The organism is Pannonibacter anstelovis, from assembly GCF_036881715.1.
Lineage (GTDB): Bacteria > Pseudomonadota > Alphaproteobacteria > Rhizobiales > Stappiaceae > Pannonibacter > Pannonibacter anstelovis.
The window spans coordinates 119,407-145,274 of the sequence record NZ_JBAKBF010000001.1 but is presented as its reverse complement, the minus strand read 5'-3'; the positions used below and the strand labels follow the sequence as shown (position 1 = coordinate 145,274).

General features: G+C 60.7%; 21 protein-coding genes and 2 pseudogenes. 11 read left to right on the top strand and 12 right to left on the bottom strand.

Features of this window, described 5'->3' with window-relative positions:
• The first annotated feature begins 219 nt into the window (after positions 1-219).
• The gene (lexA, locus tag V6L75_RS00675) at positions 220-942 is read left to right on the top strand and encodes a transcriptional repressor LexA (RefSeq protein ID WP_334249619.1); all 723 of its coding nucleotides are present in this window, start codon (positions 220-222) and stop codon (positions 940-942) included.
• 445 nt (positions 943-1,387) lie between these two features.
• Positions 1,388-1,825 (top strand): DUF983 domain-containing protein, encoded by a 438-nt coding sequence (locus V6L75_RS00670; RefSeq protein WP_334249618.1) that lies wholly within the window; start codon positions 1,388-1,390, stop codon positions 1,823-1,825.
• A 98-nt stretch (positions 1,826-1,923) separates the two neighbouring features.
• Here V6L75_RS00670 and V6L75_RS00665 read toward each other — a convergent pair whose 3' ends face one another.
• Together V6L75_RS00665 and V6L75_RS00660 are read right to left on the bottom strand one after the other, a co-directional pair.
• Positions 1,924-3,213, bottom strand: coding sequence for an O-antigen ligase family protein (locus V6L75_RS00665; protein WP_334249617.1), 1,290 nt, complete (start codon positions 3,211-3,213; stop codon positions 1,924-1,926).
• Positions 3,214-3,297: 84 nt separating this feature from the next.
• The gene (locus V6L75_RS00660; RefSeq protein WP_334249616.1) at positions 3,298-5,196 is read right to left on the bottom strand and encodes a polysaccharide biosynthesis protein; all 1,899 of its coding nucleotides are present in this window, start codon (positions 5,194-5,196) and stop codon (positions 3,298-3,300) included.
• 467 nt (positions 5,197-5,663) lie between these two features.
• Between V6L75_RS00660 and V6L75_RS00655 the strand changes: the two genes are divergently transcribed.
• On the top strand, positions 5,664-8,597 hold the full coding sequence (locus V6L75_RS00655) for an adenosylcobalamin-dependent ribonucleoside-diphosphate reductase (protein ID WP_334249615.1): 2,934 nt from the start codon (positions 5,664-5,666) through the stop codon (positions 8,595-8,597).
• Here V6L75_RS00655 and V6L75_RS00650 read toward each other — a convergent pair.
• Positions 8,543-10,135: an EAL domain-containing protein gene (locus tag V6L75_RS00650; protein ID WP_334249614.1), complete on the bottom strand. Its 1,593-nt coding sequence runs from the start codon at positions 10,133-10,135 to the stop codon at positions 8,543-8,545. The genes V6L75_RS00655 and V6L75_RS00650 overlap by 55 nt on opposite strands.
• 124 nt (positions 10,136-10,259) lie before the next feature.
• On the opposite strand from V6L75_RS00650, the gene V6L75_RS00645 reads away from it, so the two are divergent.
• From V6L75_RS00645 to V6L75_RS00635, 3 genes are all read left to right on the top strand, one after another.
• Positions 10,260-11,156 carry a sugar kinase gene (locus V6L75_RS00645; RefSeq protein WP_334249613.1) on the top strand — a complete coding sequence of 299 codons (897 nt, stop codon included), beginning with the start codon at positions 10,260-10,262 and terminating at the stop codon, positions 11,154-11,156.
• A gap of 834 nt (positions 11,157-11,990) precedes the next feature.
• Positions 11,991-12,296 carry a hypothetical protein gene (locus V6L75_RS00640; protein ID WP_334249612.1) on the top strand — a complete coding sequence of 102 codons (306 nt, stop codon included), beginning with the start codon at positions 11,991-11,993 and terminating at the stop codon, positions 12,294-12,296.
• Positions 12,289-12,435 carry a hypothetical protein gene (locus V6L75_RS00635; RefSeq protein WP_334249611.1) on the top strand — a complete coding sequence of 49 codons (147 nt, stop codon included), beginning with the start codon at positions 12,289-12,291 and terminating at the stop codon, positions 12,433-12,435. Before V6L75_RS00640 ends, V6L75_RS00635 begins: the two co-directional genes overlap by 8 nt.
• Before the next feature lie 276 nt (positions 12,436-12,711).
• Here V6L75_RS00635 and V6L75_RS21045 read toward each other — a convergent pair.
• A pseudogene (locus V6L75_RS21045) lies at positions 12,712-12,900 on the bottom strand (VOC family protein); the annotation flags it as partial.
• Positions 12,901-12,996: 96 nt separating this feature from the next.
• Between V6L75_RS21045 and V6L75_RS00630 the strand changes: the two are divergent.
• A pseudogene (locus V6L75_RS00630) lies at positions 12,997-13,195 on the top strand (transposase); the annotation flags it as partial.
• Between the two features lie 51 nt (positions 13,196-13,246).
• Positions 13,247-13,534 (top strand): hypothetical protein, encoded by a 288-nt coding sequence (locus V6L75_RS00625; RefSeq protein WP_334250018.1) that lies wholly within the window; start codon positions 13,247-13,249, stop codon positions 13,532-13,534.
• Between the two features lie 239 nt (positions 13,535-13,773).
• Here the strand turns inward: V6L75_RS00625 and V6L75_RS00620 are convergent, their stop codons facing one another.
• Complete coding sequence (locus tag V6L75_RS00620; protein ID WP_334249610.1) at positions 13,774-14,673, bottom strand: SDR family oxidoreductase; 900 nt, start codon at positions 14,671-14,673, stop codon at positions 13,774-13,776.
• Between the two features lie 97 nt (positions 14,674-14,770).
• On the opposite strand from V6L75_RS00620, the gene V6L75_RS00615 reads away from it, so the two are divergent.
• Positions 14,771-15,607, top strand: a complete 837-nt coding sequence (locus V6L75_RS00615) for a helix-turn-helix transcriptional regulator (RefSeq protein ID WP_334249609.1) — start codon at positions 14,771-14,773, stop codon at positions 15,605-15,607.
• Between the two features lie 865 nt (positions 15,608-16,472).
• Here the strand turns inward: V6L75_RS00615 and gloA are convergent.
• Both gloA and V6L75_RS00605 read right to left on the bottom strand, forming a co-directional pair.
• Entirely contained in the window at positions 16,473-16,889 is a 417-nt protein-coding gene (gene gloA / locus V6L75_RS00610; RefSeq protein WP_334249608.1) for a lactoylglutathione lyase, read from the bottom strand.
• A gap of 137 nt (positions 16,890-17,026) precedes the next feature.
• A complete protein-coding gene (locus V6L75_RS00605; protein WP_334249607.1) occupies positions 17,027-17,443 on the bottom strand; it encodes a 4-oxalocrotonate tautomerase in 417 nt (138 codons plus the stop codon).
• Positions 17,444-17,580: 137 nt separating this feature from the next.
• Here V6L75_RS00605 and V6L75_RS00600 point away from each other — a divergent pair, with 137 nt between their 5' ends.
• A complete protein-coding gene (locus tag V6L75_RS00600) occupies positions 17,581-18,153 on the top strand; it encodes a TetR/AcrR family transcriptional regulator (RefSeq protein ID WP_334249606.1) in 573 nt (190 codons plus the stop codon).
• A 295-nt stretch (positions 18,154-18,448) separates the two neighbouring features.
• On the opposite strand, the gene guaA is transcribed toward V6L75_RS00600, so the two are convergent.
• A complete protein-coding gene (gene guaA / locus V6L75_RS00595) occupies positions 18,449-20,020 on the bottom strand; it encodes a glutamine-hydrolyzing GMP synthase (RefSeq protein WP_334249605.1) in 1,572 nt (523 codons plus the stop codon).
• A gap of 124 nt (positions 20,021-20,144) precedes the next feature.
• Positions 20,145-20,672, bottom strand: a complete 528-nt coding sequence (locus V6L75_RS00590) for a MarR family winged helix-turn-helix transcriptional regulator (RefSeq protein ID WP_334249604.1) — start codon at positions 20,670-20,672, stop codon at positions 20,145-20,147.
• 439 nt (positions 20,673-21,111) lie between these two features.
• Between V6L75_RS00590 and V6L75_RS00585 the strand changes: the two genes are divergently transcribed.
• The gene (locus V6L75_RS00585) at positions 21,112-22,917 is read left to right on the top strand and encodes a tetratricopeptide repeat protein (RefSeq protein ID WP_334249603.1); all 1,806 of its coding nucleotides are present in this window, start codon (positions 21,112-21,114) and stop codon (positions 22,915-22,917) included.
• Positions 22,918-23,002: 85 nt separating this feature from the next.
• Here the strand turns inward: V6L75_RS00585 and V6L75_RS00580 are convergent, their stop codons facing one another.
• From V6L75_RS00580 to V6L75_RS00570, 3 genes are read right to left on the bottom strand one after another with little or no spacing between them, the layout of a single operon-like run.
• Complete coding sequence (locus V6L75_RS00580) at positions 23,003-24,274, bottom strand: TRAP transporter large permease (RefSeq protein WP_334249602.1); 1,272 nt, start codon at positions 24,272-24,274, stop codon at positions 23,003-23,005.
• 59 nt (positions 24,275-24,333) lie between these two features.
• Entirely contained in the window at positions 24,334-24,816 is a 483-nt protein-coding gene (locus tag V6L75_RS00575; RefSeq protein ID WP_334249601.1) for a TRAP transporter small permease, read from the bottom strand.
• A 57-nt stretch (positions 24,817-24,873) separates the two neighbouring features.
• Positions 24,874-25,848: a C4-dicarboxylate TRAP transporter substrate-binding protein gene (locus tag V6L75_RS00570; protein ID WP_334249600.1), complete on the bottom strand. Its 975-nt coding sequence runs from the start codon at positions 25,846-25,848 to the stop codon at positions 24,874-24,876.
• Positions 25,849-25,868: the final 20 nt, after the last annotated feature.

Here is a 25,868-nt window from a genome sequence, read left to right as displayed (position 1 = left end):
AAGCCTGTCCTGTCCAACGCACCGGAGAGGCGGTGGAATTGCATTGACGAGAGCGCAGTTCTGCATGAAAACCGCCAGCCGGCCCCGCAGGACGATGTTTTGTCTTCGAAGCACGTGACAGGAACATCCCGCTAACTCCACCTTAAGACTTGTGGAACACAGTGAGAACAGGTAAGGTACGTTCATGATTTGTACCAGACCCTCCAACGGGGACCTCACATGCTGACGCGCAAGCAACACGAACTGCTGATGTTCATTCATGAGCGCCTGAAGGAATCCGGGGTTCCACCGTCCTTTGACGAAATGAAGGACGCGCTGGACCTGCGGTCCAAGTCCGGCATTCACCGTCTGATCACGGCACTGGAGGAGCGCGGCTTCATCCGCCGCCTGCCCAACAGGGCGCGTGCCATGGAAGTGGTCCGCCTGCCGGATTCGGTCACGCCGGGCCTGTCTTCCCCGCGCGGCAAGGGCTTTGCGCCGTCGGTTATCGAGGGATCGCTCGGCAAGGCACAAGCTCCGGTATCTGCTCCAGCTGTACCGCAGGCCGAAACCGCCCCTCACTTCACCTCCATCCCGGTCATGGGCCGCATCGCTGCCGGTGTTCCGATAGAGGCGATCCAGACCCACAGCCATTCCATCTCCGTTCCGCCGGAATTGATCAGCCGTGGGGAACACTATGCGCTGGAGGTACGCGGCGATTCGATGATCGAAGCCGGTATTCTGGATGGCGACACGGTGCTGATCCGCAAGACCGACACGGCCGAAAGCGGCGACATCATCGTGGCGCTGGTGGACGATGAGGAAGCAACGCTCAAGCGGTTGCGCAAGAAAGGCGCCTCCGTGGCGCTGGAAGCTGCCAACCCGGCCTATGAAACCCGTATCTTCGGCCCCGGCCGCGTGCGCATCCAGGGCAAGCTCGTTGCCCTCTTCCGGCAGTATTGAGCCGCTGGCTCCCGTTCAACAGGCTTGAAGAATGCCGGAGACATTGTCTCCGGCATTTCAGTTTCTGGCAGCATGCGGCCAGCAAACCTGCTTCATAGGCACCAGGCAAGAGCTGCAAAGTGCTTCAGCACATGCGAGCGCAATTCCAGCAAAGACGGGCGGGAGCTGGTTTGGCTTCCGGAATCGCGTGAAAGCAATCAGACTGGGCGCTTGATGCCGTTCTGTTTTCATCGAACGTGCACCACCCGCGATGCGCCAGCCGCGCTAAGCCGTGATTCGAGCAGCTCAGAAGCGTTCGGAGCACATTCCCCTCCAGCAAAAGAAACGCTGGCCTGCCCCCCCCCCTGCGTCAAAACGCATCTTGCCCCAGACGCACCAACGCCGCAGTTAGCGGATAAGAAATTATCCTGATATGCCGCAAGCCGGCAAACACAAGGAGGCCCTCATGCCCATCGAGACATCCGGCCAGTGGCCAGCCCAGTCCCCTGCCCATGTCGGGGTGCGTGGACGTTGCCCGCGTTGCGGTCAGGGGCATCTGTTCAAGGGCTTCCTTACACTCGCCCCGTCCTGTGAAGTCTGTGGCCTTGACTACAGCTTCGCCGATCCGGCGGATGGGCCTGCCTTTTTCGTCATCTGCTTTGCCTGCGTTCCGAGCGTTGCCTTCGCCATGTGGCTCGAAATTGCCTATACGGCGCCCTACTGGGTCCACCTCTTCACAACGCTGCCGCTGCTGCTGCTCACCTGCATTCCGCCCCTCCGCCCTCTCAAGGGCTGGCTGGTGGCAAGCCAGTATATCTACAAGGCTGAGGAAGGCAGGCTGGTGACGGATTCTCCGACGGAAGACATAACGGCAGGACGAGCAAAGCCCGGGCCTGAAATCTGAACAAGACCGCTTCGTGCCAAGTCTGTTGTTTCTAGCAAACCATGCGTTGAAAAGACCAATGCGACGCGTGGGCTTGTCCAACTAACAATAGGTCGAGCTCATCGAGAACCGGCCTTAACCTCCGGAACGGGCCGTGAGGTTTCACCATGCCCTTTCAGCATGAAAGGGATAGCAGCAAGGATCATCAGGCTGAACCACCAGCCCTGCCATGCTCCATGGCTCACAACCGCGACACTATAGGCGACGGCCAGCGTCAATGTGCCAGCAGAAAGCTCGCGCCCCTCCAAGCTTCCTATCGTCCGCAAAAGCATAGCAAGCGCAACGGCGGCAAGCGCAGCGCCTGCTATTCCAAGTTCAAACCAGAGCTGTAACGGAGCGTTATGACTGTGCCCAAAAGCGAGAAGTTTTTTTCTCTCAGGAGTATACGTTGCAGCTTCGGGTAGTTTGTTGGCAGCCTTCGAAGCCTCCACGCCATACCCCAGCCAGACATGCTCAGGCAGCAAATTTGCATACTCTGCCCAGATGAGCCCACGTATGGTCAGCGACCCATACCCGACCTTGTCGTGCACGGCCTGAGGGATCATGCCATTCACATGGCCGACAATGAGTGGCATCAGAACAAAGGTGAGCAACACGCCACAGACTACAATTCTATAGATACCGCGCGGCCAGACAAAAGCAGGAATGATCAAAAGCAGGATCACGAGCACGCCAAGCTGTGCCGACGAGCTTTCGGATTGAAAGCATGACACAGCTGCGAACACCAGCAACACGGCATAGAGCAAGCGGTGGCGCTGCTTCAAGGCAACTAGTATGGCGAACGGCAAGAACATGGAAATGGCGACGGCAGCGCGATTCAAAACGTAGTTCTCAGGATCGGCGCGAAGTTCAGCATTCAGCATGCCACCGGTCAGGAAATGAACGAAAATCAAAACAGCCGTCAGCGGCAGAGAGACTGTAAGCGCGGATCCTATCCGCTTTGCAATACGGTCACGAACCGGAACCGGCAAGGCACAGACACATAGCCACAAAAAACCCGAAGCGACAATCGAGAGGAGAACACCCAGCGCAGAATTCGCCCCTCTTTTCTGTACTTCTACAGGCGCCCAGGCAAGGGAAAGCAGCATGAATGCAGGAAAGGCTAGACCCGTAAGAAGCAAAAAGGACCTAGCCTTCGTACCAATGCCCTCAAACATTGCCCGACCCCGGTAGCACCAAGCAAGCCCGGCGAGAATTACGGTGGCAAGCCCCAGAAACAGCGGCGGAGAAACCCGGGCGACGGTAAGAACAGGCGGAAGTGCTGCAAATACCGATATTAGGAGGAACTCAAGCACCTGTGCAATCTTACCACTCTCCGGTCTAGTGATTTTCGCGGTAGAATTATTCAAAGCGTCAATCCCTTTTTGGAAAGTCTCGTAAGATTACGTCAAAAGAAAAGAAACGGCATCGCCAGTAGTTTTTGGTTCAAGGATTTAGAGAACGGCAGTCAGGAGAGGGCTCCCTGCTTCAACTTCACCAAGCGCTGCAATCAGCATGGCTTTGCACTGATCTTCCCCGCCTGCAGCCGCACTATTGCCAAGGCGCTCCAGATGCCATGTCAAACGCTCGAGCGGAATGATGCCGGCAGAGGCGACAAAGAAGCCGTCGGCATCGTGAGGTGTGGTCATCTCGTTGGCGTCAAACAACTCTTCATAGAGCTTCTCACCTGGACGCAGGCCGGTGAACTGGATGGCTATGTCCTCATCCGGCCGAAGTCCCGCCAAGGAAATCATCGTTCTTGCCAGTGTCAGGATTTTCACGGGCTCCCCCATGTCGAGGACAAAGATCCGCCCGCGTGTTTCTTCCCGCCCGATTTCAGCTGAAGCGGCCTGCAACACCAACTCGGTTGCTTCCCGGATTGTCATGAAATAACGCGTCATTTCCGGGTGTGTTACCGTGATTGGCCCCCCGGAAGCAATCTGCCGCTTGAAAAGCGGTACAACTGAGCCGTTGGATCCAAGCACATTACCGAACCGCACAGTAATAAACCGGGTGTCTACGCCACTTATATCCAGCGCCTGGCAGTAGGCTTCCGCAATCCGCTTGGTCCTACCCATCATGCTGGTCGGCCGGACCGCCTTGTCGGTCGAAATCTGCACCATCGCACGGGCACCACAGGAAATGGCAGCATCGGCCACATTGCGCGTCCCCAAGATGTTGGTCAGCACACCTTCACAAATATTGCTCTCCACCAGAGGCACATGCTTGAGGGCGGCTGCGTGGAAGACTACTGCAGGCCTGCAGGCCTGCATCACCTCATGCACACGCCGCCTGTCGCGGACATTGCCTATCACAGCCTGACGGGCTAGATCCGGCCTCAGACGGGACACTTCAAGATCGATTTCATAAAGAGCATATTCGCTTGAATCGAACAGAATGATAGAGGCTGGGTTGCAGGCTATTACCTGCCGCACAATTTCGGATCCGATGCTGCCACCGGCTCCTGTGACAAGTACCGTCTGACCGGCGATCAGAGCGCGAATGGCTTCCAACTGCAGTTGGACCGGGGGCCTTCCGAGAAGGTCCTCAAGCGTAATGTTTGCTAGATCCGGCTCAGTACCCGTGAGCGGCCTGTTCACAACGCGGCGCAGGGGCAGCTTGAGCCGCGCGGCACTGGCGGCAAGAGACTGCATCCCCGCCTCACCGGCACGGGGCGTTGCAAGAAGCAGCGCCGAAACCGGGACACCGCCCATTGCAAGACGGCCAACGATCCGCTCCAGTTCATCAGCTGAACCGATAACCGGAACCCCCCGTACGGCTCTACCGCTGCGCTTGCCGGCGCCAAGCTCCACAATGCCTTCCACTTTATAGAGACGGGACGACTCGAGCTTGTAATTGCGAATGACGTTGTCAGCATCCCCGACGTGTCCCACAATAAGCACGTGTTCCCGGTTCTGCATGTCCCGCTTCCGGAACCCGACCCCACCGAGGTGCCCATCTTTGTATGCACGGTACATGATGCGGGGGGCACCGAGAAGGACGATGACGACAAACCAAAGGATGAGCGGCGTCGCGCGCGGAAAGCCAGCCAGCCTGTCGACGAGAAAATGAAGAATGAGAAACGCAAAGATCGCGGCCGTGCTGCTCAACACGATGCTCCGCAGATCACTCAGCGAGGCAAAACGCCAGATTCCCCTTCCCAGACCGAAAAGAGCAAACATCACTCCGGCGATGGCCGCAAAGGAAACAACCCACCAGGCCAAGCGGCTCATGGGCGGCAGAATTTGCAGATCATAACGCGCCAGCAGCGCAATCGTCATGGCAAGGGCGGCCATGATCACGTCATGCAGGCGCGCGAGCAGTTGCTTGGTAGATGCCCGCGTCAACACCACGCCCGGCCACTCCTGACACTTGAAGCCATATGGCTCTCTCCTAACCAGGCTTCATTAAACTGCTTCGCTTTTGCCCTGACCGGTATTGCGGCGTCAAGGCCAAGACCGATGGAGGAGCATAGCACGTCCTACAGAAAATCTGGAAATGTGCAATTTATAGGTGCGCAACCTCCTGGCCGCTCAGGCGCGTCAGATCCCGAACCGTATCTTGGCAGATATCCCTGCGCATATTCAGAACATGATTAATTCGCGGCAGATCACGGATAATCAATATCTTGCAAGGACAGATGTCACTCACAGATAAAAACTTCAACTTCCATTCTTCTCAGGATTGAATCGAAAGATGTATTACCCACTTTCGAACGATTAATATTTTGTTAAAATTCAGATCACAACAGCGCTCGTTCGGCAACTGAACCAGCCGCTTACAGATCAGCACCTCATTCAAATGCGTTTGCGAGGGCCAAATGCGTATCAACCGACTTTTCACCAAAGCCGGAACGCCGGCATATTGGGGCATTCGTTTCCGTTCGCACCAGAGCGAAGTCCGCACACAGGGAGGCAAGGTTCTGTCGCGGCAGCCGGTATCTGAAGTGCCGGAGCGCTTTTCACAGGTGGCTGCGGATGTGCTGTGCCAGAAATATTTCCGCAAGACAGGTGTTGCTGCCCGTCTGAAAAAAGTACCCGAGGACGGTGTGCCGGTCTGGCTGCAGCGTTCTGTCCCCGACGAAGCCGCGCTCCAGGCTCTCCCGGAAGATGCGCGATACGGGCCGGAGACCTCGGCACGGCAGGTCTTTGACAGGCTCGCTGGAGCCTGGACCTATTGGGGCTGGAAGACCGGTACCTTTGACAGCGAAGATGACGCCGGCGCTTTTTTCGATGAGATGCGCGCCATGATGGCGCTTCAGGCTGCCGCTCCGAACTCGCCGCAATGGTTCAATACAGGTCTTTTCTGGGCCTATGGCATCGAAGGAGCCGCGCAGGGCCACTGGTACGGCGACCACGTTTCCGGCAAAATCATACCCTCCCGCAATGCCTATGAGCACCCTCAGGCCCATGCCAGCGTCATCCTCTCGGTGGAAGATGATCTGGTCAATGAGAACGGCATCATGGACCTTTGGGTCCGGGAGGCACGGCTGTTCAAATATGGCTCTGGAACCGGTTCCAACTTTTCACGTCTGCGCAGCGCCGGAGAACCGCTGGACCATGGCGGCCGCTCGGCCGGGCTGCTGTCCTTTCTCAAGGTCGGAGACGTGGCTGCCGGATCACTGAGACTTGGCAGCACGACCCGCGCCGCAGCCAAGATGGTCGTTGTGGATGCAGACCATCCGGATATTGAAGCCTTCATAGACTGGAAAGTGGCCGAGGAAGAAAAGGTCGCTGCGCTCGTCTCCGGTTCCCAGCTGGCCAGGCAGTGCCTCAACCGGATCATTTCGCTGGTCAGAGCCATCAGCGGCCATCACACCACGGGCGAGCGGTTCAAGACAGAGCTCGACGCAGCCATTCAGGACGCGCGCGAAGCTCAGATTCCTGACAGTTTCATCGACCGTATTCTGCGCAGCGCCTCACAGGGCCACGAGCTTCCCGAGCTGAAAACCTACGACATCAACTGGGACTCGGAAGCCTACCGAACTGTCTCCGGACAGAATGCGAATAACTCTGTCCGGATCCCGGACAGTTTCCTGAAAGCCCTGGAGATCGGTGGCGAATGGCACCTGTCTCCGCGCCGGCCCCCGGCGGCACCCGCCGGAACGGGCCGCAGCATCAGGGCCGAAGCGCTCTGGCAGCGGATTGCCCGCGCGGCATGGACATCAGCAGATCCAGGACTGCAGTTCGATACCACCATCAACGGCTGGCACACATGCCCGGCTTCGGGCCGCATCAATGGCTCGAACTCCTGTTCCGAATTCATGTTTGTGGACGACACGGCCTGTGTGCTTGCCTCCCTCAACCTCCTCGCATTCATCAAGGAGAATGGTGAGCTCTGTCTTGAGCGGTTCCGCCATGCGGTGAGGCTCTGGACGGTCAGCCTCGATATCTCCACCACCATGGCGCAATATCCTTCCCGTGCGGTGGCGCATAACACACTGCAGCACCGGCCGCTGGGGCTCGGCTTTGCCAACCTGGGAGGGCTCATCATGTCGCTCGGCCTGCCCTATGACGGTTCCGCCGCGCGCAGCCTTGCGGCCGCGCTCACCGCCGTGCTGACCGGCACGGCCTATGAAACATCGGCGGAGCTTGCCAGAGATCTTGGGCCCTTCCCTGCCTTGGCCGAAAACCGCCAGTCCATGGAACGGGTGCTGCAAAACCATGCAGCCTGCGCCAGGGGCGAGAGCGATCCGGCACACTATGATGGATTGTGCCGGCCGCCCTACTCTGCCGGTTTTGACATGTGCCCGGATACGGACCTTGCCACAGCTGCGGCCAAGGCCTTCGACCGGGCGCTTGAGCTTGGCCGGCGCTTCGGCTGGCGCAATGCACAGGTCTCGCTGCTGGCCCCAACCGGAACAACCGGGCTGGTGATGGACTGCAGCACGACGGGCATCGAGCCGGACTTTGCTCTCGTCAAGTTCAAGACATTGGCGGGTGGCGGTTTCTTCAAGATCATCAACGCCATGGTGCCGAAGGCACTGCACAGCCTGGGATATGGCGAGAATGCCGTCACGCGTATCGTCCAGCACATCGTGGGGCACGGGTCGCTCAAGGACGCGCCGGGTGTCAATCTGGATAGCCTGCGCCAGCGGGGGCTGACCGGTGTCTGTCTTGCAAGAATTGAGGCTGCGGTGCAGGGAGCCAGCCACATCCGGGATGCCGTGAACCAGTGGACAACCGGCGAGGAGGAACTGACCGGCTGCCTCAGGATCACGGCAGCAGAAATGGAACAGCCGGGATTCGACCTGCTGAACTGGCTGGGATACCTGCCGGAAGAAATCGAAGCGGCCAATGCCCATGCCTGTGGCGCACTGACCATCGAGGGGGCTGCAGATCTGGACCCGCAGCATTTGCCGGTGTTTGACTGCGCGACGCCTTGCGGCCCCAGGGGCAAGCGCGCCCTCAGCCTGGAGGGGCACCTGATGATGATGGCCGCCGTGCAGCCCTTCCTCTCCGGCGCCATCTCCAAGACGGTCAATATGCCGCGCAACGCCTCTGTCGCCGATTGTGCCGCTGCGTTTCTCAAGGCGTGGGAATTGGGCCTCAAGGCCATTGCGATCTACCGGGATGGATCCAAGCTGTCGCAACCCCTGTCGGCGGGCAGCCTGGACCAGCTTCCGGCCGTGAGCACAGGCCACAGCAAGGCGGAACGGCAAATGATGCCCGAAGATCCCACAGGCCAGCCCTCAAGGGGTCAGGCCGCTTCTGCAGACTCCCCGGTCTCATCGCGCTCGCCCGTCAATGCCTGAGCGAGCTCGATATAGAGTTTGCCGGGCAGCGGCGGCGCGAAGAGATATCCTTGTGCCGCCGTCACGCCCAGCTCGCGCAGGCGCTCCACCTGCTCGACCTTCTCAACGCCTTCGGCGATGATGCCCATGCCCAGGTTGTCGGCGAGTTCCACCATGGAGTCCACAATCGTGGTGGAGCTGTCATCCGTGCCGATGGCATCGATGAACATCTTGTCGATCTTGATGATGTCGATGCCCAGTTTCTGCAGATAGGCCATGCCGCCATGGCCGGTGCCCACGTCATCCAGTGCCACACGCACGCCAAGGGCCTGGATCTCGGCGATCAGCTTGCGGGCCAGCTCCAGATCCTCAAGCGGCATGCGCTCGGTCACTTCCACCACAAGCTGCTGATAGGCGATGGCGGAATTGCCGTAGATTTCCTTGATATCGTCGATGATCCGCCGGTCATTGAAGTGCCCTGCGAACAGGTTGATCGAGAGCTTCAGATCCGGATGTTCCGAATAGAGCGGCCCAACCTCGCGGACAGTCTCCCGCATCATGATGCGGGTCATTTCAAAGATATGCCCGGTGCTCTCTGCGTAAGGCATGAACTGTGCCGGCGGAACCAGTGTGCCGTCGCGGTTACGCCAGCGCATCAGCACCTCGCAGCCGCGCAGGCTTCCGGTTTCGATATCCATGACCGGCTGGTAGTACGGAATGAACTCCTTGCGCCGGATGGCGGCAGCAAATTCGTCATCCGCATCCCGGTCAGGCCGCCAGGAGAACCAAACACCGATTGCAATGAAGATGATGGCCAGCCCAGCACAAACCACGGCCACTACCATCTTGAGCCCGGCAACCAGACTGATGGCGGCAGAGCGTGGCACCGCGATGATGGATTTCAGCGGATAGCGGTCCGAGCGCACCTCGACCGTCAGGATCTCGTCACTTTCCAGAAGCTCGGAGCTGAAGCCGCCGGTCGAGAACCAGGGCACATCGTTGCCGAGGCGCAATTCGGCACGCCGGAAGGCGCGCAGATATTCCGGCCCCGGATCAATCGCAATCGCTGCCGGTGATATCTCGGCAAACAGGCGGGTGGAGTTCATCAGGTCCCAACTGACAATGGCAACATGGGTGCCAAGAAACTGCACACCCATTACGCCGATGCCCACCAGCGGCGCATCCTGCTTGGCGGCCGGCAGGATCGCTTCTCCGTTGATCTGGCCATCAGGCACAACACACATGCGCACGCCATTGCGGTCGACAAGGCCGATGCGCTGCAGAAACCCAAGCTGCCCGACTGCGGCCAGAAGCATCTGCCGGTCTTCGCGTGAACAGCTTGTGGCCGAGCTGCGTTCAAGACGCTGCAGCGTGGTCACCGCATCATTGATTGCGAACTCGCCACGCATCACATAGCGCTTGGCCATCGCCTCCAGTTCGGTGCGCGCGTTCGTAATGGCGTAGTTGTCGAGGATGAAATTGGCTGCGACAAGCGGCGCCAGTGCCAGCATCAAGGCGACAAAGACAGCCCTGATAAAGATCATGTAGCGTCGTGTCATTGCGCGGCCTGATTCCCGAGGGGTTGCTGACCACAATGGTACAGGCCAGTAAAAAAGAACTGAACACTCCATATGCGGCCGTATGTGCCGGACGCAGCGGATTTACTGCCGGGAGGCGGACACTATGAAGGCACTTTTCATCGGGCAGGCCTATATCGACATCACCTTCCTGGCCGATCAGATCCCCACCGGCGATGAGAAAGCCATCGCGCAGGACTATGCAGTCAGCTTCGGCGGCAATGCGGTCACGGCCGCCTTCTGCTGCGCCAAGCTGGGACTGGCACCCGATCTTCTGTGTTCGCTTGCCGATGACTGGCTCGCCCGCATGTTCCTCGACATGGCCGCGCGCTACGGCATTTCGGTACATGGGCGCAAGGTGCGTGAATCCTCCCTCTCCTTCATCATGCCGCATGATGGCAAGCGCGCCATCGTGCGCTGCCGCGACAATGACTTCCTGCATCCCTTCCCGCCGCTGAACCTCAATGGCTGCAAGGCGCTGCATCTGGACGGGCACATGCCAGATGCAGCGCTTCATTATGCAAGGACCTGCCGGGAAGCAGGCATCCTCACCTCGCTCGATGGCGGTGCTGTGCGGCAGAACACCGATGAGCTTTTGCGGTTCATCGACGTGCCCATCGTTTCGGAGCGGTTCTGCGAACAGCTGAATCTCGATATTCCCGGCACGCTCGCCTATCTGCGCGCCCATGGCTGCCCCGTGGGCGGTGTCACTGCCGGGCACCGCGGGCTCTACTGGTACGAGGGCGATGGCCCGGTGCAGCACATGCCGTCCCTCGCCGTGCCGAAGGAAAAGGTCGTCGACACCAACGGGGCCGGTGACACATTCCACGGCGCCTATGTGGCGGCCTATCTGCAGAACCCGGAAGGCAGCTGGGAAGACCACTTCCGCTTCGCCCGCGCCGCCTCGGCCCACGCCATCCAGCACCTTGGCAACGAAGCCAGCATGCCGACCCGCGAAGAAGTCCTCGCCGCCATGGCTACATGGCCGGAGCGGGTAGCTTAAAAAGAACGCTGCAACCTCTCCGGAGCACCTCGCCTTGTGCTTCGGAGGGCTGTATAGCGCGTTCGGTAGTGAAGATTTTCAGATCCGAAAGACGCAGACTTCTGTTGTTTTTTCAGACAGGATTTTCCGTTTTTTCTTTTGCCATTCAAATAAAAACGGCAAGGTCCTTGCTATTCAGGCGATATCAGCGCATATTGTTTTTGCTGATTTGATGGATATGGCTTTGCGATGCAAATGCCTTGCTATGTTTTCTCAAATTCCGGTGACTGGACGCGCCTTGTGGCGCATTCGGGGAACCGGCTTCAGGACCGGAAAATTTTTCTGCGCTGACCACGGATGTACTGGCAGACAGACAGCGTTCCGGCCTGGAATGGCACTCGCCAATCCGGCATCCGGGCCGTCCGGAAGCCTCGCCTTCAGATAGACACTCTGCTCTGTGACCTGCGCCGCTGCCGGACTGCGTTTGACGATGTGCGCATATGCCTGCGCTTTTGCCTTGCCTGGCGGGAGACCGGACTGACGCCCGTGACCGGGGAACGGCGCAGCTGAAAGCTTCTTCGGTTGCAGCGCCGCGCGGCAAACATGCCGTCAAGGCTCAATGCCTCGGCGCTTGATCCAGCCTCCGGCCAGAATCCGGCAAGCTGCCGGGCAGATGCTGGAAAGCCTGGCTGACCGGCGCTTGTTCAGGCCCGTGAAGGACCCAAGCCCGCCAATGCTCTGCGGCGCAGAGACGGGCTCTCAAGGCGCGCAGGCGCTGACCTGAAGATAAGCCGGACTTTTTTGGAACAGTCCCTCCTGCCGTTCCGGATCACCTGACAAAGGACCCAACGAGCCATGACCACCACTGCCCGTCCCCGCCGCCCTGCGCCCCGCCCCGTCAGCCATGACGCGCCGGCTTATCTCTTCAAGGTCGGGCAGGATGTCCGGCTGAACGGCGGATCCATGGAGCGGCTGCATGCTGCCGGCATCTACCGCATCACCGGCCGTCTGCCGATCGAGGGCGACACGCCGAAATACCGCATCCGCAGCGAGGACGAACGTCACGAGCGGGTCGCATCACAGGATACGCTCGTTCCGGCAGGCCCGGCCTCCGGCAGCGCAGACAGCTCTCTTCTTGAAAGGACATTCCGTCATGGCTAAGGGTCAGAAGCGCAGCACGCGCGAAATCAGAAAGCCGAAGCAGGACAAGACCGCCGCAAAAGCAGCCCCCGTCCCCTTCGCCAACAGCAACAAACCCGGCGCCAGCCCCTTCCCGAAACTGGGCGCCAGCAAGAGCTGATAACACCGCTCAATGAGCTTGGGTTCATTGAGTGGTGGTCAAGCCCGTGCGGCGTATGAGCAATTTCATAGCGCCATGCGCCGGCATCGGCAGGCTTGGTATAAGATTGATTGGGCGGGGCTGGATCAGCTGCCGCCCGCTCCTCCGGCTTTTGGCTTTTCTGCACCAGGTTCAGGCAGATCAAGCGCCGGCGTCCGCCCCCCCTGCCGCCTAGCCTGAGGCTGCCTCTTCAACACACTGATGCGAAACAGCGGTCATCGGCAGCTACCCCCATCTTTACCGCCGTCTTTTCTCACCGCTCTGAACTAGCTCGATGCGGTAGCCATCAGGATCTTCAACGAACGCGATGATTTCTGGTTCTTCCCGATCGGGTGAGGCGTGAGCCATGGGGCCGGCCGGGCGCACAACTTTGACGCCGGCCGCCGCCAAGCGGCTACACTGATCAAATACGTCGTCCACCTCGAAGGCTAAGTGGCAATCCCCCCTGCGATGGTAATCCGCCTGCGATTAACGGGCTTCAAAATTAGATTTTTCCCGGGCTTTATGATCGAGGAGATTTTGATGAAGTCGAGCAAATTTAACGAACCGCAGATAATGGCCATCCTGCGTCCGGCAGAAGGTGGCGTTCCAGTTCCCGAGCTATGCCGGGAGCACGGGATGAGCACGGCCTCATTTTACAAATAGCGGGCCAAGTATGGGGGCATGGACGCCTCGATGATCAGCCAGATGAAGGCTCTGGAAGACGAGAACCGCCGGCAGTTTGATCCTGCCTCAAAGTTGAGACGGGCCGCTGCCGTATGCCGCCTTTCCAATGGCCCGGAGCTTGCGCGGCCACGATCCCGAGATCACCGCCATTCCCTTGTTCCTCGAACGGCTCGAATTCACCGGCGCCCTCGTCACCATCGACGCAATCGGCTTTCAGCGCTCCATCGCTAAGGCCAACCGCTCCAAGGGCGCCGCCTGCCTCTCCACAATCCGCCACACCGCCCTCAACTTCATCCGCAGCATCCCAGACAGGGCCAGCATTAAGGTCCGGCGAAAAGCCGCCGGATGGGACGGCAGCGACCTCATCAGCACCATCATTCAGCCCTGGCGATAATCTTCAAGCGATTTTCGCCAGGACCGGAGGCGCGTGCCTTGCGGCGTAGGCGGGGCAGCCGGCCACCGCGGTTCGGCCGGGCACAGTTTGCGGCAGGAAGGCCATATCCTGCGCCAGCCGCCCGCTGATCCTGATCTCCTCGCCGAATCCTTCAACCGGCCGTTCTTTCATTCCGGCCAATGGCAATGAAAGATAAACGACACAGGTGGGAGCGGCAGCGCGGCGGCGTGGCCCAGCACTCATCCCTTGGCGACCGAGTAGTCCATCCGAGAGAGGTTTTCGAGCAGGGTTGGACCTGCGGGCACCCAACCTAGCCGCTCACGCGTAACCGCGCTGGAGCCCGGCATGTCGAAGCTTGCGAAGGGCGCCATCCACCCGAAGTGCTTTCCGGCCTCGCTCTCCGCTATCGCGTGGACCGGAACGCCCAACCCGCGTCCGATCGCCTCAGCGATCGCGCGCATCGGTATAGCCTCCTCCGCGACCGCGTGCCAGCACGTGCCTGGCTCGTGCTGTTCCAGCGCAAGGACGTACAATCGGGCGGCATCCTCGACCGAGGCGGCGGACCAGCGATTGCCGCCCTCTCCAACATAGGCCGACGCCCCCTTCGTACGGGCGAGATCGATCAACGGAGAGACCAGGCCCTGCTTCACAGGATCGTGGATCTGCGACAATCGCACCACGCCGACGGAGACACCGCGCTCCCTCACGGCCAAACCGGCCAGCTCACTGGCGATGCGAGGCATGGGATGGTCCCGGTCGAGAACATCCTCCCGAGCGAACTGTCCTGGTCCGGTGCTGCCCACGCCAATGGCGGAGGTGATGAGGAGCGGCCGATCCGACCCGGCGAGCACATCCCCGATCGCTTCGATGACGCGACGGTCCTTCTCGCAATTTTCCGCATAGCACGCGAAGTCGTGGTCGAATGCGGTGTGGATCACGGCATCAGCGCTCTCCGCGCCTTTGGCGAGCTCTGCCGGATCGCTGAGGTCACCGCGGTGAACTGCGGCCCCGGCTCTCTCCAGGTGGAGAGCACCGGCGCCGGATCGGCTGTTGCCGATCACCTGGTGTCCGGCGGCCAGCAGTTCAGTCAGAATGTGGGAACCGACGAAGCCGGTCGCACCAGTCAGGAATACACGCATGAGAGGCTCCTTTTGTTCGAGGAGCGGGATATCGCAAGATCCCTGAGCCTGTTAAAGTAGTGACCTTATCATGGTATAATTACAAACAGGACCGCTCGTGGCTGACGAAAAGGCAAACCAGCTCGGTACCTATCTACGCGACCGGCGCACCCGGCTCGACCCGGCGTCGTTTGGCTTGGGGGGCGGCCGGCGCCGCACACCCGGGCTGCGCCGTGAGGAGGTCGCCATCCGCGCGAATATCAGCCCCACCTGGTACACCTGGCTCGAGCAGGGCCGCGGCGGCGCGCCCTCGGCCGACGTGCTCGACAGGATCGCCAAGGGGCTGATGCTGACGGAGCCCGAGCGCGAGCACCTGTACATGCTGGGCCTCGGCCGACCGCCGGAAGTGCGTTACCAGCCGGTCGAGGGTGTCACCCCACGGCTGCAGCGCGTACTCGACGCGATGCCGTTCAGTCCGGCCATCATCAAGAACGCCATGTGGGACGTGCTCGGCTGGAACGCTGCGGCTGCGGCTCTGCTGACCGACTATTCCAAGCTGCCGCGGGAGGGACGTAACATCCTACGCCTCATGTTCGGCAATTCCCGCGTCCAAGCTAGGCAGGCAAACTGGGAGAGCGTTGCCCGCTTCGTCGTCGGTGCGTTTCGGGCGGACGTGACGCGAGTTGGGGCGAGCGGCAGCGCGGAGGTGACGGCGCTCATCGCCGAACTCTGCCGGGCAAGCCCGGAGTTCGAAGCGCTGTGGCGGGACAACGACGTAGTCGCGCACGGCGAAGGTGTGAAGTGCATCCAGCACCCGGAAGCAGGCTTGCTCGAGCTGGAGTTCTCTTCCTTTGCAGTCGAGGGACGACCGGAACTCGGCTTGATCGTGTACAATCCCGCCTCACCTGCCGATGCCGAGCGCTTGAAGAGGCTCATCGAGGTCAAGGCGGTCTGATCGGATCAAAGCGCATGCGGGCCCAGCCCGGCGACATCGCTGCAGAAGACGTGTGCCACGTTCAGCTCTTGCGTCTGGATGCTGATGAAACCGGGACCGGCCACAAGCGTCATGGCTTGCTTTCCTTTTCTGCTCAAAGCAGGGTCCAGTGGGCTGATATCTCTATAAGCGTATTGATATGCCAAGCGAGGATATAGGTACGGTGACTACCGCAGGGCCAAACGCGCTCGGCCCCTATCTCCTGACCCAGGCACTGCTTCCAGGACCGGCAGATATGCCGAAGCCCGGAAAGAGAAGGACGGGGGAACGAGGCACCAGCCCGATTTCGACGATCTGGACCGGCTGTTGCGGGGCATGCGTTCCTGAGTGCCGGGCGAGACTTGGGGGAGCCGCCGATGCCGAATACCCGGCAGGTTGCTGTCGCCGGGAGCAGCACTATCGCCATAGCCGCGCATGTCGAGCGCCATCCTCGAAACCGGCACCGGCGGCTGCCTTCCGCCCCCCGGCGCCAGCACCCCTATAGCGCCGGAAAGCCCCTGCAGAAAACGCCGGCCAGACCGCTCCCCAGCCCAACAAGATGGAGGGGGATGCCGCGGGCATCGGAGAGATGGCCGCTGGGCTCGTTCACGAATAAAATGACATGGCCACTCTGCTGCGTCGAAGCGCTCGCGCGACTTCGCCGATGCAGGAGCGTGGCGGAAGTACCAAGGGCTGTCCGCGTTTGCGGGCACAGTTCGGGTGCCGTCGGAACACCAGAGCCGACGGCACTGCGGCACCGTATCCGGCGGTATAGCGTGGCCTAGCCTGATGCTGCCTCTTCAACACACTGATGCGAAACAGCGGTCATCGGCAGCCACACCCATCTTTACCGCCGCCTCTCCTCACAGCTCTGAACTAGCTCGATGCGGTAGCCATCAGGATCTTCGACGAACGCGATGATTTCTGGTTCTTCCCGATCAGGTGAGGCGTGAGCCATGGGGCCGGCCGGGCGCACAACTTTGACGCCGGCCGCCGCCAAGCGGCTACACTGATCAAATACGTCGTCCACCTCGAAGGCTAAGTGACCGAAGGAATCTCCGTGGCTATACAATGAGGTGTCCCAATTGTAAGTCAGCTCGATCACACAACTACGATCGATGTCATCGTAGCCGACAAAGGCCAATGTAAATCTACCACCGGGATATTCCTCTCGGCGCAGCAGTTTCATTCCCAGAATATTGACATAGAAATCTAGCGATCTGTCCAGATCTCCGACTCGAATCATACAATGTGCAATCCGCATGATTGCTGCGTTCCTTTTCCGCAGATGGACAATACTGGCTCTTCCCTTCGGCTTTGCCGTAAGTCCCTCACCAATTTGAATTCTGATCAACCCGGCCGCCGAAGCGGATGCTCTGGCGGCCAGGTTGTCTCAGTTCGTCAGCCGGCGGCCACGGCCTGCCCAAGCTCGGCGTTGGTCATGGCCTTCCCACCGAGATTCCACGTGCCGTCGACGGCGTGGACGCCGTTCGACCAGATGCGGTCCTTGGCGAGAGACCCGCCAGACAGATCGTGGAGAATCTGTGTGGCCTCACCGAAGAAGGCTGCCTGAATGTCATGGTCAGCCAACGCGAATGAAGGCGTCTTCGTTTCGATCCATGCGCCTTCTACCGGCAGGCCAGCCGCAAAGGTGTGCCCCTTCGGCAGGATATTGAGATGCGCCGTCACATTCGGAGTCATCACCTTGTTCCCTCCCAGGCCGTGATGCCTGAGAAACGATTCCGTGATTTTCGAGACTGCCAGCGCGGTCTTGTCGGCCGGAATGACGCCGTCGGTGAGGGTAAGGCTGATAGGCATGATTGCTCCTTGCGTGCAGGTCGGCTGAGGCGTTGCCTCTAGCTGCGGCTCGTTATATAACGACCGTGATCCATAGTTAGAATAACGTTCGTTATGACGTCAAGCCTAAAATCACGATCGTTATGAAGGGAGTCGATATGCGTTATCAGGCCGACCATCGCGAAGAAGCGAGGGCAAGACTATTAGACGCCGCCGGGCGCGGATTCCGCCGGCAAGGCTATGGGGGGATCGGTGTCGACGGGCTGGCAAAGGAAGCGGGCGTCACTTCCGGAGCGTTCTACGGTCACTTCAAATCCAAGGACGCAGCCTTCGAAGCCGCTGCACTCGAAGGATTGAACGACCTTCGCGAGGCGATTGCCCAATTGCAGTCCGAACAGGGGGGTCTCTGGGCCGAGGCATTCATCGATTTCTACCTCAGTGACCGTCTCCATTGCCTGCTCGACAAGAGTTGCGGCTTACAAAGCCTGACGCCCGACGTGATGCGCTCCAGCGATGGCACCAAAGCTGCGTATGGCGCGGCGCTGGAAAGGGTCGCCCAGCAATTGGCTGACAAGCTGGAGGGAGACACTGAAGACGCGCGAAGACAAAAGGCTTGGTCACTGATGGCGCTCCTTTCCGGAGGCGTGACAATCGCACGCAGCATCGGATCTGCAGAGGCCAAAGAAGCCGTGGCGTCTCAACTCAAAAAAGCGGCCCGGGCATTGCTGTAGACCGGCCTCTTGATTTCCGTGGCCTTCGTTTTTGGGAAATCGCGGACAAGGGGCGTGTCTTTCTGGAAATATATATATTTTTCAGACGCTTATATAAAGACACCGTCAAAGGCCCTCGGCCTTGACGGTGTTCCGGATCATTGAGGTGATCAATATGGCGTGGCCTGCCACACGGGCCGTCAATGCCGACCTCTCCCGCCGATAGGTATCGATAGATATCTAGGAACTTCTTCTTTTGCTTAGCGAGTTATAGCATGGCCGGGCGTACTTCCGGATACGCCCGGCCATACGAAAATCACTCCCACTCGATCGTGCCCGGAGGCTTGGAGGTGATGTCGTAGGTGACGCGGTTGATGCCTTCGACCTCGTTGATGATACGGGTCGCGGTTTCGCCGAGGAATTCGTGGGTGAAGGGGTAGTAATCCGCCGTCATCCCGTCCACGGAGGTGACCGCGCGCAGGGCGCAGGCGTAGTCGTAGGTGCGGCCATCGCCCATGACGCCGACGGTGCGCACCGGCAGGATAGCCACGAAGGCCTGCCAGATCTCGTCATAAAGGCCGTGCTTGCGGATCTGGTCGATATAGACCGCATCCGCCTTGCGCAGGATCTCCAGCTTGGCGCGGGTGATCTCGCCGGGGCAACGGATGGCAAGGCCGGGACCGGGGAACGGATGACGCCCGATGAATTTCGCCGGCAGGCCAAGCTCACGGCCAAGGGCGCGCACTTCGTCCTTGAACAGTTCGCGCAGCGGCTCGACCAGCTTGAGGCCCATCTTTTCCGGCAGGCCGCCCACATTGTGGTGGCTCTTGATCGTCACAGACGGGCCACCGGAGAAGCTGACGCTTTCGATCACGTCCGGATAGAGCGTGCCCTGCGCCAGGAACTCGGCGCCATCGATGCTGTTGGCGTGTTTCTGGAACACGTCGATGAACAGCTTGCCGATGGTCTTGCGCTTCACCTCCGGATCGGTCACGCCTTCCAGCGCGCCCAGGAACAGCTCCTGCTCATCTGCATGGATCAGCGGGATGTTGTAATTGTCGCGGAACATGGTGACGACTTCTTCGGCCTCACCCTGCCGCAACAGGCCGTGGTCAACGAAGACGCAGGTGAGCTGGTCACCAATCGCTTCGTGGATCAGCACAGCTGCCACGGAACTGTCGACACCGCCGGACAGGCCGCAGATGACCTTCTTGTCACCCACCTGCGCACGGATCTTGGCAATGGCTTCCGCACGGTAGGCGCCCATGGTCCAGTCGCCCTTGAATCCGGCAAGGCGCACGAAATTCTCATAGAGCGTCCGGCCGTTCGGCGTGTGGTGCACTTCCGGATGGAACTGCACCGCATAGAAATGCCGCTCCGGATCGGCGGTGATCGCAAAGGGCGCATTCGGCGAGGTGCCGTAGACCTTGAAGCCCGGCGCGATGCGGCTGACATGGTCGCCGTGGCTCATCCACACCTGCTCGCGCCCACCGGCAAACCAGCCGGCGATGAAGGCATCGCTCTGATCGGACGGGGTCACATAGGCGCGGCCGAATTCTGCCGTGCCGCCACCACCGGAAATCTTGCCACCATCGACCTGACCGCCCAGATCCTGCATCATCACCTGCTGGCCGTAGCAGATGCCAAGGATGGGTACACCGAGGGTGTAGACCGATTTCGGCGGCCGGGGCGAGCCTTCGCGGGTGACCGAATCCGGTCCACCGGAGAAGATCACCGCCTTCGGCTTGAAGGCCGCCAGAAAGTCATCCGTGACGTTCTGATAGGGGTGGATTTCGCAATAGACATTCAGCTCGCGCAGACGCCGGGCGATGAGCTGCGTCACCTGGGAGCCGAAGTCGATGATGAGAAGACGGTCGTGCTGGGTCATGAGCAGCTTCTAGCGGGTCAGAGGGTGGATTTGAACCGGAATCTTGCGCCTTGCAAAGCTTTTGTGAAGGGCAGCACCCTGCCCTGTCCCGGCCCTTGAAACGGCCGCCGCAAGCGGCGGCGCGTCAGGCGTTTTCCTTGGTCTGCAGAGAGCCCAGAAGGCTGGCGAGGCGAATGCGGTCCGGCGTGCCCAGACCCTTCATGATCTCGGCTTCCAGCGGCACAAGCCGCGCATTGATTTCATCGGCAAGGTCGCGGCCGGCCTTGGTGGGTTTCAGTACCACAAGGCGGCGGTCCTGCCGGTTTTCGGTCTTCTTCAGGAACTTGCGGTCGGTGAGACGCATGGCCGCACGGCTGATGGCCACGGCATCAAGCCCGGTCTTCGCCCCAAGATCACGCACCGAGCCTTCGCCCGCCTCGATCAGCGCAGCCAGAACGAGCCATTCGGCCAGGGCCAGCGCATGCTGGGTCTGCAGGGCCTTGACGAGACGGCGCTCCACCAGCCTTGCGGCCGAAATGATCTTCAGCGGCAGAAAATTGTCGAGCCCGGTTTCGGGCACCGTATCAAACAGACTGACCTGACCGCCCGCCTGCTGAGCCGCCGGCTTGGCTGCGGGTTTGGCTCTAGGCTCCTTGCCGCCTGACTGTTTCATGTTCCGTGCCTTTCTGGCGGCCGATAGTGCATCGAAGACGCTACACGAATGTAGCTCTACAGCTTTCAGGCCGCCCGCTTAAAACAATTTCAGTTCATCTGAAAAGGCTTCGCCACCTGACGCGCTCCGCTCCTCCACAGAATTCACGCCGGCGGCATTTCACGCGTACCACAGCGGTCTTTTGCAGGGCGAACAGGGAAAAGCCACGCCATGACGCACAACAGAGCCGGCAGATGGCCGAAAATGCGGGTGGACAGGCCTGCCTGGACCCCCTTCCGCCTTTTGACCGCCTCAGAGTGAGTGCTTAGACTGCAGGCAGCTCATGCCTTTTGATTCGATGCGGAACGCATGGGGGTCAGGGGGCAGAAACAGGAATGGCAAGCAAACAGGGGCCGGACGGTGGCAGCACAAGTCCCGGCCCCGGAAATGGTCGTCTGACATGACGGATGCGGAGGACACCCGGCTGAAGGAAGCAACAGCCACCGGCGGCGGAACCGGCGGGCGGGAACCTGTGTCTGGACACACTTCATCCTCAGGCTCGCAAGGCGACGCGGCAGGCCTTGGCCCGATCAGCGCCAGCAGCATCGAGAGCGCCCACCGGCTGGCCCGGCGGCTGCTGCGCGAGGGCCAGTTTGAGGAGGCGGCAACACATTTGCGCAAGATCGTCTTTGCAGAGCCTGCCAACACGCGGGCGCGGGCGAGCCTTGGCAATTGCCAGCTGATGACCGGCGATCTCGTCAACGCAGAGGCCTCGTTCCGCGCCGTTCTGGAACTCGATGCAAAGGACCAGAATGCGCTTTATGGCCTCGCCACGCTGCTGCTGCGCCGGGACGCCTATGACGAAGCGGCCATTCATGCGGCAAAGCTGGTCGAGGTGCTGCCGGACAGCGCTGCTGCGCTGTCATTGCTGGCCGAAACCGGCTCGCAGGATGCACGCCCAGGCGCTGCCATCGCCAACTACCGCCATGCCCTGCGGTTCGACCCGGATTATCAGCCGGCTCTCCTGGGCCTTGCCAATCTTCTTTTGAAGCGCCACCGCTTCGATGAAGCGCGTGAGCTGGCCGAGCGTGCCGCTCAGGGCGGTGCCGGGCCGGTGGAAGCGCTCGTCGTGCTGGGGGACGTGATGGCAGCCCAGGGTGAGCTGGTCGGCGCCCGCCGCGCCTTTGAAGCCGCTCTCGGACGCGATGCACAGCATCATGCCGCACGCGTCAAGCTCAGTTCTCTTGCCCGGCGCGCAGGTGACATCAAGATGGCCCTGCGGCAGGCAGACGACGCATGGACCGAAGCACCGGACTTCCGCGAGGCGGGCAATGCGGTGGGCGCCGCCCTTGCCGCCCTTGGCGAGCGGCAGGCGGCCCGTGAAGTGCTGACCAGCGTCGCCAACGGGCGGCAGGCGCCCGACTGGGTGCGCCATGTCATCGAAACCCACCGGAAGGTGGACATGCCTTCCGTTGACTGGGTGGCAAGTGAGGAAGCCCTTCACGCAGCCAAAGCCAGCAAGACGGCAGCCATGGCCGCATTGACCGCCGCCGCAGAGGCTGACAAGGCCGCCGCCATGGCCCGTGCCGCAGCCACAAAGGCGCTGGCGAAAGGGGTTGTCATGGCCGCAAGTGCAGAGCCGGATGACAATGCTTTGCCGCCTCATGAAGATGATAAGCCGGCAAATGAACGGGCGGCAGAAACTGTACTTGCCGGTGAAGCCGCTGGCGGATCTGACATTGAGCGCAGCACAGACGAAGCGGCGGAAGCTCCAGCAGAATCCCCGGCCACCAGTGATGGTGCGGCCGTGGCGGGCAAAGCCGCAGAGAAGACCGGCAGCGACGGCACGGACAGTGCCGGTGTTGACCCGGCAGCGGAAGTTGAAGCAGAGGCTGAACTGCCCTTCCCTGCCCCGAATGCCGGGCTTGCAGCTGAGTCCGAACCTGAGCTTGAGCGCATGCCTGCATTACCGGCAGAGGAAGGGACGGAGGCCAAGGCTGACGGCGAAAACCATCTGGAGGCCGGTGCGGGCCTTTCAGGCAGCAAGTCACACTCGTCTTCAGAAAGTGATGGGCAACCGGCTGACGTTGCAGGGGGAGGGGCCGCTGGCAGCAGCGCGGACACATCCGATGCGAATGAGCCGCCTGCTCCCTCCGTTCCAGTCTCCGAAAGTGAGCTGATCTACGAGCCGGAACCGGATGACAGCTGGACCAGCGAGGAGGATCTGAACGATCTCAACCGTCTCGACGGCAGCAGCAAGAGCTGAGGCCTGAACCATTGCCTGCCCGAAACAGAAAGGGCCACCTGCGAAGATTCTCCGCAGGTGGCCCTTTTCAGTTCGCTTAGCCCCGTCAGATCAGTGCCAGCGAGAAAGCCGGCACGAAGGTGACAAGCAGCAGCGCCACCAGAAGCGTAGCCAGGAAAATCCAGCCGTCGCGCATGAACTCGACCAGTTTGGTGCCTGTCAGGTTGCAGACCATCAGCAGCACTGTTCCGACCGGTGGGGTCAGCGTGCCGATGGAGAGGTTGAGGATCATGACGATGCCGAAATGCACCGGATCAATGCCGAGCTGCATGACCACGGGCTTGAGCAGTGGCACCAGGATGATCATCAGTGCCGTGCCCTCGATGAACATGCCCAGCACAAGCAGCAGCACATTGATGGCGATGAGGAAGACCCACGGGTCGGTCGTCAGGCTGGTGATGATCTCCGCCATGGCAACACCGGCACGCTCCACCGAAAAGATCCAGGCAAGGGCCGACGAGGTCATGATGACCAGGAGGATCGAGGCCGTCTGGCGGCCGGTTTCGGCAAAGGCGCGCCCCACATCCGAAAGCTTCATTTCCCGGTAGATCAGGAAGCCGATGGCCAGGGTGAAAACGGTCGCAACGGCACCGGCTTCCGTCGGCGTGAAGATCGACAGGCGGATGCCGCCGACGATGACCAGCACGAGGAAGATGGCAGGCCAGGCACCGATGAGCGTTGTCTTCGTCTCGGCCGCTGTCGGCCAGCTTTCGCGTGAGGGCTTCAGACCCTTGCGGCGGGCGTTGATCCAGACGGCCATGATCAGCAGCGCCGCACAGAGGAGGCCCGGAATAATGCCAGCGGTGAACATGGATCCGATGGAGACGTCAGCCACCAGCGCATAGATGATCAGTGCGATGCCGGGCGGGATGATCGGGGTGATCAGCGAGCCGCAGGCGGTGATGGCGGCAGCTGCACCGGCGCTGTAACCCTGGCGGCGCATTTCCGGCACCAGTATGCGGCACATCATGGCCGCGTCAGCAAGGTTCGAGGCCGAGATGCCGCCCATCAGCGTGGAGAGCATGACGTTGGTGTGGCCAAGGCCGCCGGTCAGCCGCCCGACCATCAGATCCGCCAGCTTCATCAGCCGTCCGGCGATACCGGTGGTGCCCAGAAGCGTGCCGAGCAGCACGAAGAAAGGGATGGCCAGCAGCGAGGGGTTCTGCGTCGGCGCAATGATCCGCTGGACGGAGATCTGCAGGGGCACCGAGGAGAAGAACACGAAATAGGCGACCACAGCCGCGAACATGGCGAGATAGATGCGCATGTTCAGGGCAAAGAGCGCGAACATGAGAGCAATGATGATGAACCAGGTCATGGACGTCTTTCTGAACGCGAATGCGTGGCCGTCAGGAAAGGATGCGAAGGCAGTATGGATCAGGCCTTGTGCTCAGGATCCGCAGGAGGGGTTGCGGCTGCATCCGGCCGGTAAAGGCGCCAGGCCGTGACGAGCGCCGTGCCGCCAGCACCGATGACAATGGCCAGATCCAGCCAGAACCACGAAATGCCGAGCATCTGCGTCTTCTTGAAAGCGGTCGCCTTGGCCAATGCCCAGCCCTGCCAGGACATGAAGGCCAGAAGACCGAAGGAGGCCAGATTGACGGCAAACATCAACACGCGGCGCGGCAGGCCCTTCAGTGCATTCTCAAGAAGATCGATGGTGAGGTGCTGCCGGTTTGCCTCGCAGGCGATGGCGCCGATCATCACGATCCAGATCATCAGCATGCCCGAGACTTCTTCCGTCCAGGCAAAAGGCGTTCCCAGAAGATAACGTGCGATGACGGCTGCAACGGTCATCAGCACGAGAAGGGCCACACAGACGGCCCCGAAGGCCGAGGCGGCACGGAAAATGAGGGACATGGCAGTCTCCGCTTCAGGGAGGACCGGCCGCTTCCGGGAAGCGGCCGGCCGGGAGGATCACTTGGCGAGTTCTGCCTGGATCAGGTCGTAGAGACCCGGGGTCCATTCCGGGAACTGGGTGTAGAAGGGCTTGGTCTTTTCGCGGAAGGCGGCCACATCCGGCTCGGTGACAGTGACGCCTGCCGCCTTCATCTCGTTCAGGATGCGCTCTTCTTCCTGCGCTGCAATCTCCTGGCTGTAGAGGCCGGCCTCGTAGCCGGTCTTGTGCAGCATTTCGAGGACCTGCGGATCAAGGGTGGAGAAGAAGGCTTCGCCGCCCAGGAACAGCGACGTGTTGGTCAGATAGCCGATCATCGACAGTTCCTTGGCCGGCTCGTGGAGCTTCTGGCCGTAGAGGACCGGCAGCGGGTTTTCCACGCCGTCGATCACGCCCTGCGTCAGGGCCGGATAGACTTCGCCGAGCGGCATCGGCGTCGGGGTGGCGCCCATCAGCTCGATGGCCTTGATCTGCATCGGGTTGTTCGGAACGCGGATCTTCAGGCCCTTCAGGTCTTCCGGCTTTTCAACCTTCCTGGTCGCCAGCAGCTGGCGCGTGCCATAGAGGTAGTTCGGGATGACGATGTGAATGCCCTTGGCACGCAGCTCCTGATCCTTCTGCTTGAACCAGTCGCTCTCGTAGATCTTCAGCAGCTGCTGCGGATTGTCAGCCAGATACGGCCCGAACAGGATACCCAGATCCGGATCGAAGTCAGTGAGGAAGCCGGCATCGGCAATGGTCACGACGTTCACGCCCAGCATGGCCTGCTCGATCACGTCCTTCTTCGCGCCCAGCTGCGAGGACGGGAACAGCTCCAGCGCCACCTTGCCGCCGGAAGCTTCCTTCACGAGGTCAGCCCAACGGTGCATCACCTTGTCGACAGGCTCGCCCGGATTGTTCTCATAGGCCACCTTGACGACCACTTCCTGCGCCGCCACAGGCAGAATGGCCGCGACGCCCATGAGCGCGGCAAGCGCAAGCGATTTCAGTTTCATTGCAGATCCTCCACTTGGGA

Coding starts and splice junctions, on each gene's coding strand:
- V6L75_RS00605 (WP_334249607.1), bottom strand. CDS start 17,443: ATGCCTATCAGCCTTACCCTCACCGACGGCGTCATTCCGGCCGACAAG.
- V6L75_RS00645 (WP_334249613.1), top strand. CDS start 10,260: ATGAAGGCACTTTTCATCGGGCAGGCCTATATCGACATCACCTTCCTG.
- V6L75_RS00600 (WP_334249606.1), top strand. CDS start 17,581: ATGCGTTATCAGGCCGACCATCGCGAAGAAGCGAGGGCAAGACTATTA.
- V6L75_RS00625 (WP_334250018.1), top strand. CDS start 13,247: ATGGCCCGGAGCTTGCGCGGCCACGATCCCGAGATCACCGCCATTCCC.
- V6L75_RS00670 (WP_334249618.1), top strand. CDS start 1,388: ATGCCCATCGAGACATCCGGCCAGTGGCCAGCCCAGTCCCCTGCCCAT.
- V6L75_RS00640 (WP_334249612.1), top strand. CDS start 11,991: ATGACCACCACTGCCCGTCCCCGCCGCCCTGCGCCCCGCCCCGTCAGC.
- lexA (WP_334249619.1), top strand. CDS start 220: ATGCTGACGCGCAAGCAACACGAACTGCTGATGTTCATTCATGAGCGC.
- guaA (WP_334249605.1), bottom strand. CDS start 20,020: ATGACCCAGCACGACCGTCTTCTCATCATCGACTTCGGCTCCCAGGTG.
- V6L75_RS00620 (WP_334249610.1), bottom strand. CDS start 14,673: ATGCGTGTATTCCTGACTGGTGCGACCGGCTTCGTCGGTTCCCACATT.
- V6L75_RS00635 (WP_334249611.1), top strand. CDS start 12,289: ATGGCTAAGGGTCAGAAGCGCAGCACGCGCGAAATCAGAAAGCCGAAG.
- V6L75_RS00575 (WP_334249601.1), bottom strand. CDS start 24,816: ATGTCCCTCATTTTCCGTGCCGCCTCGGCCTTCGGGGCCGTCTGTGTG.
- V6L75_RS00585 (WP_334249603.1), top strand. CDS start 21,112: ATGACGGATGCGGAGGACACCCGGCTGAAGGAAGCAACAGCCACCGGC.
- V6L75_RS00650 (WP_334249614.1), bottom strand. CDS start 10,135: ATGACACGACGCTACATGATCTTTATCAGGGCTGTCTTTGTCGCCTTG.
- gloA (WP_334249608.1), bottom strand. CDS start 16,889: ATGCGGATTGCACATTGTATGATTCGAGTCGGAGATCTGGACAGATCG.
- V6L75_RS00655 (WP_334249615.1), top strand. CDS start 5,664: ATGCGTATCAACCGACTTTTCACCAAAGCCGGAACGCCGGCATATTGG.
- V6L75_RS00590 (WP_334249604.1), bottom strand. CDS start 20,672: ATGAAACAGTCAGGCGGCAAGGAGCCTAGAGCCAAACCCGCAGCCAAG.
- V6L75_RS00580 (WP_334249602.1), bottom strand. CDS start 24,274: ATGACCTGGTTCATCATCATTGCTCTCATGTTCGCGCTCTTTGCCCTG.
- V6L75_RS00570 (WP_334249600.1), bottom strand. CDS start 25,848: ATGAAACTGAAATCGCTTGCGCTTGCCGCGCTCATGGGCGTCGCGGCC.